The organism is Chimaeribacter arupi (assembly GCF_002858805.1).
Taxonomy (GTDB): Bacteria; Pseudomonadota; Gammaproteobacteria; order Enterobacterales; family Enterobacteriaceae; genus Chimaeribacter; species Chimaeribacter arupi.
Genome location: NZ_PJZI01000030.1, coordinates 33,562 through 47,660, shown reverse-complemented (window position 1 = coordinate 47,660; position 14,099 = coordinate 33,562). Strand labels below are relative to the sequence as shown.

At 62.2% G+C, this 14,099-nt stretch carries 15 protein-coding genes; 3 read left to right on the top strand and 12 right to left on the bottom strand.

Annotated features, from left to right (window positions below):
- Positions 1-107 precede the first annotated feature (107 nt).
- The 5 genes from lysS to xerD form a co-directional block, all read right to left on the bottom strand.
- Positions 108-1,625, bottom strand: coding sequence for a lysine--tRNA ligase (gene lysS, locus CYR52_RS16615; protein WP_072932700.1), 1,518 nt, complete (start codon positions 1,623-1,625; stop codon positions 108-110).
- 9 nt (positions 1,626-1,634) lie between these two features.
- Positions 1,635-2,733, bottom strand: a protein-coding gene (prfB, locus tag CYR52_RS16610) for a peptide chain release factor 2 (RefSeq protein WP_101828979.1) whose coding sequence is annotated in 2 segments (ribosomal slippage) — positions 1,635-2,657 and positions 2,659-2,733 — 1,098 coding nt in all. Because the reading frame shifts where the segments join, the coding sequence is not laid out codon by codon here.
- A gap of 129 nt (positions 2,734-2,862) precedes the next feature.
- Positions 2,863-4,590: a single-stranded-DNA-specific exonuclease RecJ gene (recJ, locus tag CYR52_RS16605; RefSeq protein WP_420912794.1), complete on the bottom strand. Its 1,728-nt coding sequence runs from the start codon at positions 4,588-4,590 to the stop codon at positions 2,863-2,865.
- A gap of 26 nt (positions 4,591-4,616) precedes the next feature.
- Complete coding sequence (dsbC, locus tag CYR52_RS16600; protein WP_072932705.1) at positions 4,617-5,324, bottom strand: bifunctional protein-disulfide isomerase/oxidoreductase DsbC; 708 nt, start codon at positions 5,322-5,324, stop codon at positions 4,617-4,619.
- Positions 5,325-5,365: 41 nt separating this feature from the next.
- Positions 5,366-6,271: a site-specific tyrosine recombinase XerD gene (xerD, locus tag CYR52_RS16595; RefSeq protein ID WP_072932707.1), complete on the bottom strand. Its 906-nt coding sequence runs from the start codon at positions 6,269-6,271 to the stop codon at positions 5,366-5,368.
- Between the two features lie 120 nt (positions 6,272-6,391).
- Here xerD and fldB point away from each other — a divergent pair, with 120 nt between their 5' ends.
- On the top strand, positions 6,392-6,910 hold the full coding sequence (gene fldB, locus CYR52_RS16590; protein WP_072932709.1) for a flavodoxin FldB: 519 nt from the start codon (positions 6,392-6,394) through the stop codon (positions 6,908-6,910).
- Between the two features lie 78 nt (positions 6,911-6,988).
- Here the strand turns inward: fldB and CYR52_RS16585 are convergent, their stop codons facing one another.
- Together CYR52_RS16585 and sdhE are read right to left on the bottom strand one after the other, a co-directional pair.
- Positions 6,989-7,447: a protein YgfX gene (locus tag CYR52_RS16585; protein ID WP_072932711.1), complete on the bottom strand. Its 459-nt coding sequence runs from the start codon at positions 7,445-7,447 to the stop codon at positions 6,989-6,991.
- Positions 7,428-7,694 (bottom strand): FAD assembly factor SdhE, encoded by a 267-nt coding sequence (gene sdhE, locus CYR52_RS16580; RefSeq protein WP_072932713.1) that lies wholly within the window; start codon positions 7,692-7,694, stop codon positions 7,428-7,430. The genes CYR52_RS16585 and sdhE overlap by 20 nt, the downstream gene beginning before the upstream one ends.
- Before the next feature lie 229 nt (positions 7,695-7,923).
- Here sdhE and ygfZ point away from each other — a divergent pair, with 229 nt between their 5' ends.
- Entirely contained in the window at positions 7,924-8,919 is a 996-nt protein-coding gene (gene ygfZ, locus CYR52_RS16575; protein ID WP_072932794.1) for a tRNA-modifying protein YgfZ, read from the top strand.
- A gap of 90 nt (positions 8,920-9,009) precedes the next feature.
- Here the strand turns inward: ygfZ and trhA are convergent, their stop codons facing one another.
- Positions 9,010-9,666, bottom strand: a complete 657-nt coding sequence (gene trhA / locus CYR52_RS16570; protein ID WP_072932716.1) for a PAQR family membrane homeostasis protein TrhA — start codon at positions 9,664-9,666, stop codon at positions 9,010-9,012.
- Between the two features lie 195 nt (positions 9,667-9,861).
- On the opposite strand from trhA, the gene CYR52_RS16565 reads away from it, so the two are divergent.
- Complete coding sequence (locus CYR52_RS16565; RefSeq protein WP_072932719.1) at positions 9,862-10,470, top strand: HD domain-containing protein; 609 nt, start codon at positions 9,862-9,864, stop codon at positions 10,468-10,470.
- 49 nt (positions 10,471-10,519) lie between these two features.
- Here CYR52_RS16565 and rbsK read toward each other — a convergent pair whose 3' ends face one another.
- Genes rbsK through CYR52_RS16545 form a run of 4 tightly spaced genes read right to left on the bottom strand, consistent with a single transcriptional unit; the run spans position 10,520 to position 14,098 of the window.
- The gene (gene rbsK / locus CYR52_RS16560) at positions 10,520-11,446 is read right to left on the bottom strand and encodes a ribokinase (RefSeq protein WP_072932722.1); all 927 of its coding nucleotides are present in this window, start codon (positions 11,444-11,446) and stop codon (positions 10,520-10,522) included.
- Positions 11,443-12,351 (bottom strand): allose kinase, encoded by a 909-nt coding sequence (gene alsK / locus CYR52_RS16555; protein WP_072932724.1) that lies wholly within the window; start codon positions 12,349-12,351, stop codon positions 11,443-11,445. Before alsK ends, rbsK begins: the two co-directional genes overlap by 4 nt.
- A gap of 14 nt (positions 12,352-12,365) precedes the next feature.
- Positions 12,366-13,037, bottom strand: coding sequence for a D-allulose 6-phosphate 3-epimerase (gene alsE / locus CYR52_RS16550; protein ID WP_101828977.1), 672 nt, complete (start codon positions 13,035-13,037; stop codon positions 12,366-12,368).
- 41 nt (positions 13,038-13,078) lie between these two features.
- A complete protein-coding gene (locus CYR52_RS16545) occupies positions 13,079-14,098 on the bottom strand; it encodes an ABC transporter permease (protein ID WP_101828976.1) in 1,020 nt (339 codons plus the stop codon).
- Between the last annotated feature and the right edge of the window lies 1 nt (position 14,099).

Sequence of the window (14,099 nt, the reverse complement as noted above, 5' to 3'; positions counted from 1 at the left end):
CATTTAGCCCATAACAAAATATCAGGCCTGGTCATAACACATCACTCACGCCAGATAACAGGCATAAAAAAGAGCGCCGGAGCGCCCTTTCAGAACAGAACAGCGGGTTATTTCTGCGGGCGCATCGCCGGGAACAGAATCACGTCGCGGATGGTGTGGCTGTTGGTGAACAGCATCACCATGCGGTCGATACCGATGCCGAGACCCGCGGTCGGCGGCAGGCCGTGCTCCAGTGCGGTGACGTAATCTTCGTCGTAGAACATCGCTTCGTCATCACCGGCATCTTTGGCATTCACCTGCTGCTGGAAACGCTCCGCCTGATCTTCTGCATCGTTCAGCTCCGAGAAGCCGTTGCCGATTTCGCGGCCGCCGATGAAGAACTCGAAACGATCGGTGATCTCCGGGTTTTCGTCGTTGCGGCGCGCCAGCGGCGAGACTTCCGCCGGGTATTCGGTGATGAAGGTCGGCTGGATCAGGTGGCTTTCAGCGGTCTCTTCGAAGATCTCCGTGACCACCCGGCCCAGGCCCCAGCTCTTCTCGACCTTGATGCCGAGGGAGTGGGCAATGGCGACGGCTTTGTCGAAATCATCCAGGTCGGCCAGGTTGGTTTCCGGGCGGTATTTCTGGATCGCTTCTTTCATCGTCAGCTTGTCGAACGGCTTGCCGAAATCGAACTCCTGCTCGCCATACGGCACCACGGTGGTGCCCAGCACGCTCTGCGCCAGGGTGCGGAACAGGTTTTCGGTCAGGACGATCAGGTCACGGTAATCCGCGTACGCCATGTAGAGTTCCATCATGGTGAACTCAGGGTTGTGGCGCGGGGAGACCCCTTCGTTACGGAAGTTACGGTTGATTTCGAACACGCGTTCGAACCCGCCGACCACCAGGCGCTTCAGGTAGAGTTCCGGCGCGATACGCAGGTACATGTCGATGTCGAGCGCGTTATGGTGGGTGATGAACGGGCGCGCTGACGCACCGCCCGGGATCACCTGCATCATCGGCGTTTCGACTTCCATGAAGCCGTGCTCCACCATGAAGGTCCGGATGCCGGACATGATTTGCGAACGCACCTTGAAGGTGTGGCGCGATTCATCATTGGCGATCAGGTCAAGGTAACGTTGGCGGTAGCGGGTTTCCTGATCGGCCAGGCCGTGGAATTTGTCCGGCAACGGGCGCAGGGCTTTGGTCAGCAAACGCAGTTCGGTACAGTGGATCGACAGCTCGCCGGTTTTGGTTTTGAACAGCGTGCCGCGTGCGCCGATGATGTCGCCCAGATCCCACTTCTTGAACTGCTCGTTGTAGACGCCTTCCGCCAGATCATCACGTGACACGTAGATCTGAATCTTGCCGCCGACATCCTGCAGGGTGGCGAACGACGCCTTGCCCATAATGCGGCGGGTCATCATCCGGCCGGCGACGGTGACTTCCACACCCAGGGTTTCCAGCTCGTCGTTCTCTTTGCTGTCATACTCTGCGTGCAAGGTGTCGGAGGTGCTGTCACGACGGAAATCATTCGGGAACGCCACGCCTTTTTCGCGCAGGGCGGCCAGCTTTTCGCGGCGCGCCTTCAGTTCGCTGTTGAGTTCCTGCGCCTGATCTGCGCCTTGGGGTTGTTGCTCAGACATTTTGGTTCCTTATAACCCGGCTTTCAAACTTGCCTCAATGAATTTGTCCAGGTCACCGTCCAGCACGGCCTGGGTATTACGTGTCTCAACGCCGGTGCGCAGATCCTTGATGCGGGCATCATCCAGCACATAAGAGCGGATCTGGCTGCCCCAGCCGATGTCAGATTTGTTCTCTTCCATCGCCTGTTTCTCAGCATTTTTCTTTTGCATCTCAAGCTCATACAGCTTCGCCTTCATCTGCTTCATCGCTTGATCTTTGTTTTTATGCTGGGAGCGGTCGTTCTGGCACTGGGTGACCGTGCCGGTCGGAATGTGGGTGATACGCACCGCAGATTCCGTCCGGTTAACGTGCTGGCCGCCCGCGCCGGAGGCACGGTAGACGTCAATGCGCAGGTCTGCCGGGTTGATCTCGATATCGATGTCCTCTTCCACTTCCGGGTAGACGAACGCGGAGCTGAAGGAGGTGTGGCGGCGGCCGCCGGAGTCAAACGGGCTTTTACGCACCAGACGGTGAACGCCGGTCTCCGTGCGCAACCAGCCAAAGGCGTAGTCGCCGATGATCTTGATGGTGGCGGATTTCAGCCCGGCCACGTCACCGTCGGACTCTTCGATGATTTCAGTCTTGAAGCCTTTGGCCTCGGCCCAGCGCAGGTACATACGCACCAGCATGCTGGCCCAGTCCTGGGCTTCGGTGCCGCCGGAACCAGCCTGGATGTCCAGGTAGCAGTCGGCGCTGTCATATTCACCGGAGAACATGCGGCGGAACTCAAGCTGTTGCAGCTTGCCGTCCAGCCCGTCCAGCTCTTCAACCGCCTCGTTGAAGGTGTCCTCGTCCTCGGCTTCCACCGCCAGCTCCAGCAGGCCGCTGACATCTTCCAGCCCCTGGTTCAGCTGGTCGAGGGTCTCGACGATCGCTTCCAGTGAGGCGCGCTCTTTGCCCAGCGCCTGGGCGCGTTCAGGCTCGTTCCAGACGTCGGGCTGTTCCAGCTCGGCGTTTACTTCTTCCAGTCGCTCTTTCTTGGCATCGTAGTCAAAGATACCCCCTCAGGACCGCTGTCCGTGCAGACAGGTCCTGAATTCGATTTTTTACCGGATTAATTTCAAACATGGTTTTTAAGTCTTACGTTAGTGTCGCAGATGACGGAATGCCATTCGAACCGGTAATTCTAGCGGATCTGGCTGCCGGTTTATAGCAAGTTGCGCCGATTTCTGGCGCGCTTTCCCGCCCTGCGGCCGCTCAGCGCGGCCACAGATGCTGGATTAATAATTGCACGTTACGGTTGCCGCAGAATTCATTGACGTCGAGCTTGTACGCGAGCTGCACTTCACGCACGCTGCTGTCGGGCCAGAGGGTGGTGTCGATGTTGAACGCGATGCCGTCCAGCAGCGGGCCGCCGCCCAGCGGCTCCACCATCAGCTTGAGGTGGCGCTCGCCCACCAGCCGCTGTTGCAGGATGCGGAACATGCCGTCAAACGTCGGCTCCGGGAACGCCTGCCCCCACGGCCCGCCTTCACGCAGCAGTTCGGCGGTGTCCAGCGTCATCTGCTGCGGCGCGAGTTCACCGTCTGACCAGACCACCCCTTCCAGCTGGCTTGGGTCGAGCCACTCGCCCACCAGTTCCGCAAAGCAGTCGCGGAAGCGCTCAAACTGCGCCTCCTCCAGTGACAGCCCGGCCGCCATCGCGTGGCCGCCGAACTTCATCATCAGGCCGGGGTGCAGGGTGTCGAGCCGTTCCAGCGCATCACGCATGTGCAGCCCGGCAATCGAGCGGCCGGAGCCTTTCAGCACCCCCTCGCCCGCCGGGGCAAAGGCGATCACCGGCCGGTTGAAGCGCTCTTTGATGCGCGAGGCGAGAATGCCGACCACGCCCTGATGCCACTCCGGGTGGTACATCGCCAGCCCGTAGGGCAGCTCGGTGGTGGTGCGCTCAAGCTGGTCGCACAGCACCAGCGCCTCAGCCTGCATCCCCTGTTCGATCTCGCGCCGCGTCTGGTTCAGCGCATCAAGATCGTTGGCCAGCGCGCGCGCCTGCCCGATGTCGTCACTGAGCAGCAGCGCCACACCGATCGACATATCATCCAGCCGCCCAGCCGCGTTCAGCCGCGGCCCGAGGCCGAAACCGAGGTCGCTGGCCGCCAGGGTGCGCGCCTCACGCCCGGAGACTTCCAGCAGCGCACGGATGCCGGGGCGGCATTTCCCGGCACGGATGCGGTTCAGCCCCTGGAACACCAGGATGCGGTTGTTGGCATCCAGCGGCACCACGTCCGCCACCGTGCCGAGCGCCACCAGGTCGAGCAGCTCCGCGAGGTTCGGCTCTTTCAGGCCGCGCTGGGCAAACCAGCCGGCGTCACGCAGCGCACTGCGCAGCGCCAGCATCAGGTAGAACGCGACGCCGACCCCGGCCAGGGATTTCGAGGGGAAATCGCAGTCGGCCAGGTTCGGGTTGATGATCGCCTCTGCTGCGGGCAGCGTCTCGCCCGGCAGGTGGTGATCGGTGACCAGCACCTGAATCCCTTTCTGGTGCGCCAGGTCAACGCCCGCATGGGAAGAGATGCCGTTGTCGACGGTGAGGATCAGCTCCGCGCCGCGCGCCGCCGCCTGTTCCACCACTTCCGGGCTGAGGCCGTACCCGTCATCGAAGCGGTTCGGCACCAGATAATTCACCTCGCTGCCGCCCATGCTGCGCAGCGCCAGCACCGTCAGCGCGGTACTGGTGGCGCCGTCGGCATCGAAATCACCGACCACCATGATGCGCCGCCGGTCAGCCAGCGCCTGTTGCAGCAGCGCGACCGCCCGCTCAATACCGCTCAGTTGCTGGTAACTGAGCAGGCCGCGCACGCCGCGCTCCAGCTCCTGCGGGGCACGGACGCCGCGCGCGGCATAAAGCCGGCGCAACAGCGGGTTGAGGTCTGCGGGCAGGCCGTCGGCCGGGGCCGCCTCACGGCGGCGGAGGGTTGTTTGCATGATCACTCAGGGCTTACCACCGTTCTTTAATTTTGTGCGGATTTCTGGGCATCCAGCATCGCGGCCATCTCTTTTGGCGGCTGGTAACCCGGCACCATACTGCCGTTTTCCAGCACGATAGCCGGGGTACCGGAGACGCCGAACTGCACGCCCAGCTCAAAGTGGCGGGCGATGTCAGTGTCGCAGGTCGCCGGGGAAATGGCCTCGCCGCGCATGGCGTCATCAAACGCTTTCTTGCGGTCAGCGACACACCAGATGGCCTGCATCTTTTTCTCGGTCACCGAGTCCAGCCCCTGGCGCGGGAATGCCAGGTAGCGCACGGTAATGCCCAGATCGTTATACTCTTTCATCTGCTCATGCAGCTTGTGGCAATAGCCACAGGTGATGTCGGTAAACACCGTGATCACGTGTTTCTGTTGGGCGGCTTTATAGACGATCATCTCCGGCTCAAGCTTGTTCAGCTTGTCCAGCAGCAGGCGGTTGGTGATGTTGACCGGCTGCTTGCCGCTGACGTCATACAGCGGCCCCTGCACCATGTAACGGCCATCGTCCGTGGTGTAAAGCACGCCATTTTCAGTGAGTACCGTTTTCAGCCCGGCCACCGGCGCAGGCAAAATCTCAACATGCTGCACGCCCAGCCCTTTCAGGCTGGCTTTGATGGCGGCATCGTCCGCCTGCGCGCTGCCGCACAACACGGCGGTCAGCAGTGCCAGCGACACAAAATGGTTTTTCATGGTCAGTTCCTTGTGCATATCCTGATGGGTTCACCCGGCACTCAGGCGCGGGGATGATGCTGTTGGTGAAGCTGTTTCAGCCGTTCCGTCGCCACATGGGTGTAAATCTGGGTGGTGGAGAGATCGCTGTGGCCCAGCAACATCTGTACGACCCGCAAATCCGCACCGTGGTTCAGCAGATGGGTGGCGAAAGCGTGGCGCAACACGTGGGGCGACAGCCGCTCACTGTCAATGCCGGCAAGGATCGCATAGTGCTTGATGCGATGCCAGAAGGTCTGGCGCGTCATTTTCTGGCTGCGGTTGCTGGGGAACAGGATGTCGAGCGCCTGGCCGTTCAGCAGCCACGGGCGGCCGAACTCCAGGTAATTCTCCAGCCAGTGCACGGCCTCTTCGCCCAGCGGCACCAGCCGCTCCTTATTCCCTTTGCCGATCACCCGCACCACGCCCTGCCGCAGGCTGACGTCGCTCAGCGTCAGCCCCACCAGCTCCGAGACGCGCAACCCGGTGGCGTAGAGCAGCTCCAGCATCGCTTTGTCGCGCAGTTCCAGCGGGTTTTCGGTGCTGGGCGCCTGCAACAGCGCCTCGATTTGCGCCTCGCTGAGATCTTTCGGCAGCCGCTGCGGCAGCTTGGGTGACGAGAGCAGCGCTGTCGGGTCATCGCTGCGCTGCTTTTCACGGTAGAGGTACTGGAACAAACGGCGCATGGCGCTGAGCAGGCGCGCCGAGCTGCTGGCCTTGTAGCCGCCCTCCACCCGCTCGGCCAGAAACGCCTGTAACGCCGGGGCATCGGCGCTCAGCAGCCCGGCCTGATGGTGGTGCAGCCAGACGGCCAGCGCCTGGAGATCCAGACGGTAGGAATCAAGGGTATTCTGTGCCAGATTGCGCTCCAGCCAGAGGGCATCAAGAAACTGTTCAATCAGGCTGTGATCGTGCTCATGCTCTGTCACACCGGCTCCCGGAATGAGGTGAATTCGCCCGCCATTATGCCTTATCGCCGGGCAAAATAGTGGGGCAAATCTGATACACTCACCTTATCTGCAATTCAGTAACCAAATGGCAACATAAAGATGAAGATTGGTCTGTTTTACGGTTCAAGCACCTGTTACACCGAAATGGCCGCGGAAAAGATCCGCGACATCCTGGGCGAGGAGCTGGTTGACCTGCACAACCTGCGCGATGCCGACCCCAAACTGATGGAAGAATACCCGGTACTGATCCTCGGCATCCCGACCTGGGACTTCGGCGAAATCCAGGAGGACTGGGAAGCCGTCTGGAACCAATTGGTGACCCTGAGCCTGAAAGGCAAAATTGTCGCCATGTACGGCATGGGCGACCAGCTCGGCTATGGCGAATGGTTCCTGGATGCCCTCGGCCTGCTGCATGACCAGCTGAAACCGAAAGGCGTGCATTTTATCGGCTACTGGCCCACCGAGGGCTTTGAGTTCACCAGCCCCAAAGCCGTGACGCCGGACGGCAAACACTTTGTCGGGCTGGCGCTGGATGAGGTGAACCAGTATGAGCTGAGCGACGAACGCCTCCAGCAGTGGTGCGAACAGATCCTCGAGGAGATGGCCCCACTGCTGTAACACTGTTCAGGACTGTAATCCCGTTCAGGACTGTAACGCCGATCAGGACTGTAATCCCGTTCAGGTCTGTCATGCCGTTCAGGGGCTGTGGTTGTCGGCCCCGTGCGGGGCGCTGCCCTGCTGGCGTGCATAGAGGCAAAGGTGCCGCCACGCCGCGGGCGTCAGGGCGTCTGAGGCGAGCCACAGCCGTTGGCGGCGGCGCTGCCAGAACGGCAGGCGCGTGCCGTCCGCCAGCGGTTGCAGCGTCAGGATCATGCCGCTGCGCATCAGCCACGGCGGGCGCACCACCAGCCATTCACGCTGTTTCCAGCGCAGGTGCGCAGGCGCCAGAAACACCATCTCCCCGTGCCGCGCCGAGATATTTTTCTGGCTGCGGATGCACTGGAACACCAGCAGCACCACCAGCGTCAGCCACACCAGCAGGTAACCTTCCGGCCACGGGGCCAGCAGCACCAGCAGGATCAGCCCGCCATGCAGGAACAGGGAGAGTAATTGCGTCCGCCAGGAGACCCGGATATCACATCGCCACTGGGCCACGGTCTTTATTTCGCGTCTGAATCAGGGTAACCATGCGCTGCAATTCATTGTCCTGCGGCGCGCCGTGATTCATCAGCCAGTTGAACAGATCCGGATCGTCACACTCCAGCAGGCGGACGAACAGCTGTTTGTCCGTCTCGTTCAGGGTGTCATATTCGTGTTCAAAGAACGGCATGATGGCGATATCCAGCTCGCGCATACCGCGGCGGCATGCCCAGTGAATGCGTGCCTTGTTGTTAATATCCATGTGTTTTACCGGCCTTTTCTGTCAGGGGAGTGCATCAGTTTAAATTGATTTTAACATTCTGCACGCGCGGCGACGTAACAATTCGGCACATGCCGGAAAAAGAGTCTGCAACCCCTTGCCGGGCAGCAGGGTTCTGCGCAGCGGATGCCACGAATACCTGTTGCAATCCCCTGAACCTCTTTTACCATTAAGGCAAACCCTTATGGCCCTCTACTGGCAGGAACCTTATATGGCGTATACCACCCCGTTTCCCCCACAAAAACCCTCGGCGTCCTCCCATCTGCCCCTGACCCTGATCTCCCTGGAGGCGTGGGCGCTGGTGACGGTGGCCGGTGCTGACACCGTCAGTTACCTGCAAGGCCAGGTCACGGCCGATCTGGCGTCACTGGGCACTGACCAGCATGTGCTGTGCGCCCACTGTGATGCCAAAGGCAAAATGTGGAGCAACCTGCGGCTGTTCCCGTACGGTGACGGCTGGGCCTATCTGGAGCGCCGCAGCGTGCGTGACAGCCAGCTGGCTGAGATCAAGAAGTACGCGGTATTCTCCAAAGTGACCTTTGCGGCCGACGATCAGGCAGCGCTGCTGGGCGTGGCCGGTTTCCAGGCTCGCGCCGCGCTGGCTGGGCTGTTTGATGAACTGCCGACGGCAGAGCACCCGGTGGTGCACGCCGGCGACTCCACGCTGCTGCACTTCGCCCTGCCTGCCGAGCGTTACCTGCTGGTCACCACCCCGGAAAAAGCCGGGGCGCTGATGGCAAAACTGGGCGAACAGGCGCAGTACAATGACAGCGAACAGTGGCTGGCGCTGGACATCGAGGCCGGTTACCCGGTGATCGACAGCGCCAACAGCGCGCAGTTTATCCCGCAGGCCACCAACCTGCAGGCCCTGCCCGCGGGCATCAGTTTCAGCAAAGGCTGCTATGCCGGGCAGGAGATGGTGGCGCGCGCCAAATACCGCGGGGCAAACAAGCGTGCGCTCTACTGGCTGGCCGGGCAGGCAGCGCGCGTGCCGGAAGCCGGGGAGGACCTGGAGATGCAGATGGGCGAAAACTGGCGGCGCACCGGCACGGTGCTGGCGGCCGTTCAGCTCAGCGACGGCAGCCTGTGGGTACAGGTAGTGATGAATAACGATCTGGCCCCGGAGAGCGTGTTCCGCGTGCGTGACGACGCCTCCGGCACCCTGTCTATCCAGCCGCTGCCCTATTCCCTGGCCGAAGAGAAATAACAGGTTGGCGGCATGAAAAAAAACGGAACCCCTGGGGTTCCGTTTTTTATACGTTGCGCGTTTATCGCCTCGCGATCACCGCACGTTTCATTATACGTACAGGTAAATCGCCAGAAAGTGGCAGAGGCTGCCGCCCAGCACAAACAGGTGCCAGATGGCGTGGCCAAAGCGCCAGCGCTCAGAGGCGTAGAAAATCACCCCCAGGCTGTAAATCACCCCACCGAGCGCCAGCAGCGCCACTGCGCCCCACGGCAGCGTCACGGCCAGCTGGTAAATCACCACCAGCGACAGCCAGCCCATCGTCAGGTAGGTGATAAGCGACAGCTTTTCGAAGCGGTGGGCAAACGCCAGTTTGAACAGCACCCCGACCAGCGCCAGCCCCCAGATCACTGCCATCAGCCCCTGCGCCAGCGGCGAGTTCAGCCCCACCAGCAGGAACGGCGTATAGGTGCCGGCAATCAGCAGGTAGATGGCGCAATGGTCAATTTTCTTCAGCCAGTATTTGGCGCGTGCGTGCGGTATCGCATGGTAGAGCGTTGAGGCCAGGTAGAGCAGCACCATACTGCCGCCATAGACGCTGTAGCTGATTAAGGTGGTCAGCCCGGCCTTTTCGCCGAAGGCCCCCATCAGCAGCATCACCGTGCCGATGATGCCCAGCAACAACCCGATGCCGTGGCTGATGCTGTTTGCTACCTCTTCCGCCCACGGGTAAGCGGCGGATTTCTGGGTGGTCACGGTTTCCGTCATCGTTTTCCGGTTCCTTTCAGCATAAAAAAATTTCACCACTCATCGTCATCAGTCACCCCACAGACTAACTGAGAATTATTCCAGTGTACACGTGTACGCTTAAAATAAACGGTGAAACCTTGTCACAACACGCCGTTAACGAAATACTCGGCATTAACGAACCTATCCCTTTTCACTGTTTGCTCTGGAGTCGCCATGTCTTTGCTGTCCCCTGCCCTTGATTTTGGTTCCATGACCGAGGTGTTCCATTTTTTGATGGAAATCGACAAGCTCAAAACCGTGGAGCGCCGCACCAAAGTGCTCGGCACCACCCGGCATGAGAACTCTGCCGAACACAGCTGGCACTTTGCCGTCGCCGCGATGACGCTGGCCCCCTACGCCGGGGAGCCCATTGACCTGCCGACGGTGATTCAGATGGCGCTGCTGCATGACATCGTGGAGATCGACGCGGGGGATGTGCTGGTGTATGACCTCGCCGGGCGGGCGGCGGTGCAGGAGAAAGAGCAGGCGGCGGCGGTGCGGCTGTTCGGCCTGTTGCCGGAGCCGCAGAGCAGCCGTTTTCTGGCGTTATGGCATGAGTATGAACAGGGTGAAACGCCGGAAGCGCGTTTCGCCCTGCTGATTGACCGGGTGCTGCCGGTGATCATGAACCTGAACAACCAGGGCCAGAGCTGGGTAGAGAACGGCGTGCGGCTGGAGCAGGTGCTGAACCGCAACGCCTTTATCGGCGAGGTGCACCCGGAGCTGTGGCGTTACCTGGAAACCCATTTGCAGGCGGCCCACCAGCAGGGCTGGCTGAAATAACGTCCCGCGCAGGCGGAAACAGCGCCCCGCGCAGGATGAAAAAAGCGCCTCAGGCGCAGGCCTGCTGGCGCGCCAGCGCTTCTGCATACTCCGGCATGGAGGCGGCGGCACCGGGCCGTTCCACACAGACCGACGCATAGGCCGAGGCAAATTGCGCGGCCTGCGTCAGGGTCGCCCCGGCCGCCAGCCGCGCCGCCAGCGCACCGTTAAAGGCATCCCCCGCGCCGGTGGTGTCTACCGGCGTCGCGCGGCAGGCCGGGATCAGCGTGGTTTCACCGTCCAATGACAGCAGCGCGCCCTGGGTGCCGAGCGTGATAATCAGCGCCGTGACGCCCTTGCGGTGCAGCACCTCTGCCGCCCGCCGGGCGGACGCCACATCCGTGACCGGGACGCCGCTCAGCAATGCGCACTCGGTGGCGTTCGGCGTCAGCAGGAACAGTTGCGGCAACAGCGCATCCGGCACCGGCTGGAACGGCGCGGGGTTGAGGATCACCGGCGTGCCCGCCTCGCGTGCCAGCGCAATCGCCCGAGTTACGGCCGACAGGTTATTTTCAAGCTGGGTCAGCAGGATATCTGCGGCAGCAATCGCCGGGCGGCACTGGTCAATCTCCTGCTCGGTGACGGTGAGGTTGGCACCGGGGTCCACCGCAATCATGTTCTCGGCGTCTTCACCCGCCACATAAATCAGCGCGTTACCGGTGGGGCGTTCGCCGGTGGAAAACAGCGTCACGGCGTCAAACCCGGCGCTGTCGAGGTGGCGGCGGGCAAACTGGCCGAAGTCATCGCGCCCCACTTTCCCGATGTAATGCACCCGCGCGCCCGCTTTGAGTGCCGCAATCGCCTGGTTGGCCCCTTTGCCGCCCGCGCCCATCATGCTGGTGCGCGCAATCAGCGACTCACCCGGCTGGGGAAAGCGCGCCATGCCGGCCACGATATCCAGGTTAAACGATCCAAAAACGCATACTTTGTTGCTCATGCCTGTCTCCTGCTGCCGGAAAAGAGCGGGTCGCGTGCGGCCGCCAGACAGGCGCCGCGGCAGCCGGTCTCATCGGTGACATCGCTGAAGGTGATTGCCAGCCCTGAAGCCGGTTGCGGCGCACGCAGATGGGCGCGGATCTGCGCCACCAGTGTTGCCTGCGGGAAGCCCGGCATCGCCAGCACGCCGCCGCCCAGCACCAGGTGCTCCGGGTCCAGGATGTTCATCTCGGTGGCGATCGCCTGCGCCAGCCGGGTGATAAACGCCTGCACATCGGGGTGCGCCCCCTGCTCCACAAACAGCGCGCCGATGGCCGTCCCAGGCGCGTGCTCCGCGGCCCACGCCGCCAGCCAGTGCCCGGCGGTCACGCTCTCCACGCAGCCCTGTTTGCCGCAGCGGCACTGCGTCTCCAGCCCCGGCCAGGGAATGTGCCCCAGCTCGCCTGCCGCCCCGTGCGCGCCGTGGTAAAACGCGCCGTCCAGCCACAGGCTGTTGCCCATGCCGGTGCCGAGGTAGACCCCGGCCGCCACGCGCGGCAGTTGCGGCAGGCGGGTTAAATCCCACCACATCAGATGGTTGACGTCTTTGTCCATCCGCACTTCCACGCCCAGCGCCTGCGCCAGTTGCGCCGCCACCGGCTGGTCATCCAGCGCCGGGATAAACGGCAGTGACAGCACCCGCGCCCGGTCGCGGGACAAGATGCCCGGCAGCCCAAGCATCACCCGCGTTTCCCCCAAGGCGGGCAGCGCCGCGCCAATCAGGTCAGTCAGCCCCTGCAACGGCTGTGGCTGTTGCGCCCACTCTGCGGTTTTCACCTTGCGGTAACCGCTGAACTGCTGCTGTGCGTCCATCACGATCAGCCGGGTGTGCGTGCCGCCGATATCGACCCCAAGAAATTGCTGCATACGCCTCTCCGCGTTTACGCCGCCCGGCGCATGTGATCGAGCATTTTGTCCCAGGCCGCGTCCAGATCGCTGTCGAGGTTGAACAGGCCGGAACTGCCGACGATCAGCACCTCCGCCCCGGCGGCCATCAGGTCATGGTAGGTGCCGGTGTTGCAGGAGCCGTCGATCTCGATCAGGTAGCGGTAATTGTGCTCGCGCTTCAGATCGCGCAGCTCCCGGATTTTCTCCAGCATCTCCGGGATAAACGGCTGCCCGGCGTAGCCTGGGTCCACCGTCATCACGGTTATCTTGTCCAGCAGGTGAATGTAGTGGCGCAGGTAGCCCACCGGCGTCGCCGGGTTGAGCACCACGCCGACCTGTTTGCCCAGCGAACGGATCTGGTTGATCACGCGGAAGGCGTCACGGTTGATGGTTTCGGCATGGGGGCAGATAAAGTCCGCCCCGGCTTCGGCAATCGGCGCGATGAAATCGGTGGGGTTTTCCACCATCAGGTGCACATCCAGCACCAGCGGGGTGTGCGGGCGGATCTGCTGGATAAAGAACGGCGACAGGGTGATGTTCTTCACGTAGTGGCCGTCCATGATGTCGATGTGCAGCATGTCGGCGCGGCGGTTGAGCACCGCCAGTTGCTGGCGGATCTCCATCAGGTTCATGCACATCAGCGAGGGCGAAATTTTGTAATCCATGATCAAAGTCCCCAGGGTAAAAGAGAGGGTGAAAAAAAGGGTCAGCGCCGGGCCTGCGCGGCACTGCGGCGCACCGCCCGCCGTTGCAGGAAATGCTGGCGGAAGAATTTACCCGCCAGTACCAGAATCAGTACCGCGCCCCACATCGCCAGGCTGAAGTGCGGGCTGACGTTGAGCAGGTTGAGGCCGGTGGCGATCACCTGTAACACGACCAGCGCCAGCACCACGCCGCTGACGCGGCCGAAGCCGCCGAACGGATCGGTGCCGCCGAGGATGATCGCCAGCACCGTCAGCAACAGGTAGGAGTCGCCGTAGCCCATGCGGGCCGAGTTAAAGCGCGCCATCATCACCAGCCCGGCGATCACGCACAGCAGGCTGGAGATCATGTAGATCGCCATCAGCACCCGGTGGGTATTCACGCCGCTGAAGTGGGTGGCGTTGATGTTGCTGCCGCTCATGTAGATGGTTTTGCCGAGCCGGGTTTTCTCCAGGAACAGCGCCAGCAGCGCGGCCGTCACCAGGAAGATGATCAGCGGCACCGGGATGCCCAGCACGGTTTCCGCGCCGATGAAGCGCACGATTTCCGGCATCCCGCTCAGGGCCGCGCCGCGCGTCAGGTAGATGCCGATGCCGTTGACCATCGTCATGGTGGCGAGCGTCACCAGAATCGGGTGCGCGCCGATGTACGCCACCAGCGCGCCGGTGAACACCCCAATCAGTGCCGCCAGCAGCATCGCCCCGGCCAGCGCGAGCACCAGCCACAGCGCCTGCATCGCCAGCCCCGCCTCCGGCGGCAGCCAGGTCAGGAACACCCAGGCCATCAGCAAACTGGTGAGGTTGGCAGTGGCGATAATGCAGAGGTTCAGGCCGCCGCTGAGGATCGGGATGAACATCGCCAGCGTCAGCAGCCCCAGCTCCGGCAACTGGAACGCCACGCTCATAAAGGTGCCGCCGTTGAAGAACTGCCCCGGCAGCGCCAGGGTAAAGCCGGCGATGACCAGCACCAGCAGGCCGAGCAGGCTGCGGGTGGTGGTGTCCACCTTGTTGAACTGTTTGAACATC

Bases quoted from the DNA above. Each gene is read 5' to 3' on its own strand.
- lysS (WP_072932700.1), bottom strand. From the start codon at position 1,625: ATGTCTGAGCAACAACCCCAAGGCGCAGATCAGGCGCAGGAACTCAAC.
- CYR52_RS16565 (WP_072932719.1), top strand. From the start codon at position 9,862: ATGTCTTTGCTGTCCCCTGCCCTTGATTTTGGTTCCATGACCGAGGTG.
- alsK (WP_072932724.1), bottom strand. From the start codon at position 12,351: ATGCAGCAATTTCTTGGGGTCGATATCGGCGGCACGCACACCCGGCTG.
- recJ (WP_420912794.1), bottom strand. From the start codon at position 4,590: ATGCAAACAACCCTCCGCCGCCGTGAGGCGGCCCCGGCCGACGGCCTG.
- CYR52_RS16545 (WP_101828976.1), bottom strand. From the start codon at position 14,098: ATGTTCAAACAGTTCAACAAGGTGGACACCACCACCCGCAGCCTGCTC.
- sdhE (WP_072932713.1), bottom strand. From the start codon at position 7,694: ATGGATATTAACAACAAGGCACGCATTCACTGGGCATGCCGCCGCGGT.
- alsE (WP_101828977.1), bottom strand. From the start codon at position 13,037: ATGGATTACAAAATTTCGCCCTCGCTGATGTGCATGAACCTGATGGAG.
- trhA (WP_072932716.1), bottom strand. From the start codon at position 9,666: ATGACGGAAACCGTGACCACCCAGAAATCCGCCGCTTACCCGTGGGCG.
- rbsK (WP_072932722.1), bottom strand. From the start codon at position 11,446: ATGAGCAACAAAGTATGCGTTTTTGGATCGTTTAACCTGGATATCGTG.
- ygfZ (WP_072932794.1), top strand. From the start codon at position 7,924: ATGGCGTATACCACCCCGTTTCCCCCACAAAAACCCTCGGCGTCCTCC.
- dsbC (WP_072932705.1), bottom strand. From the start codon at position 5,324: ATGAAAAACCATTTTGTGTCGCTGGCACTGCTGACCGCCGTGTTGTGC.
- fldB (WP_072932709.1), top strand. From the start codon at position 6,392: ATGAAGATTGGTCTGTTTTACGGTTCAAGCACCTGTTACACCGAAATG.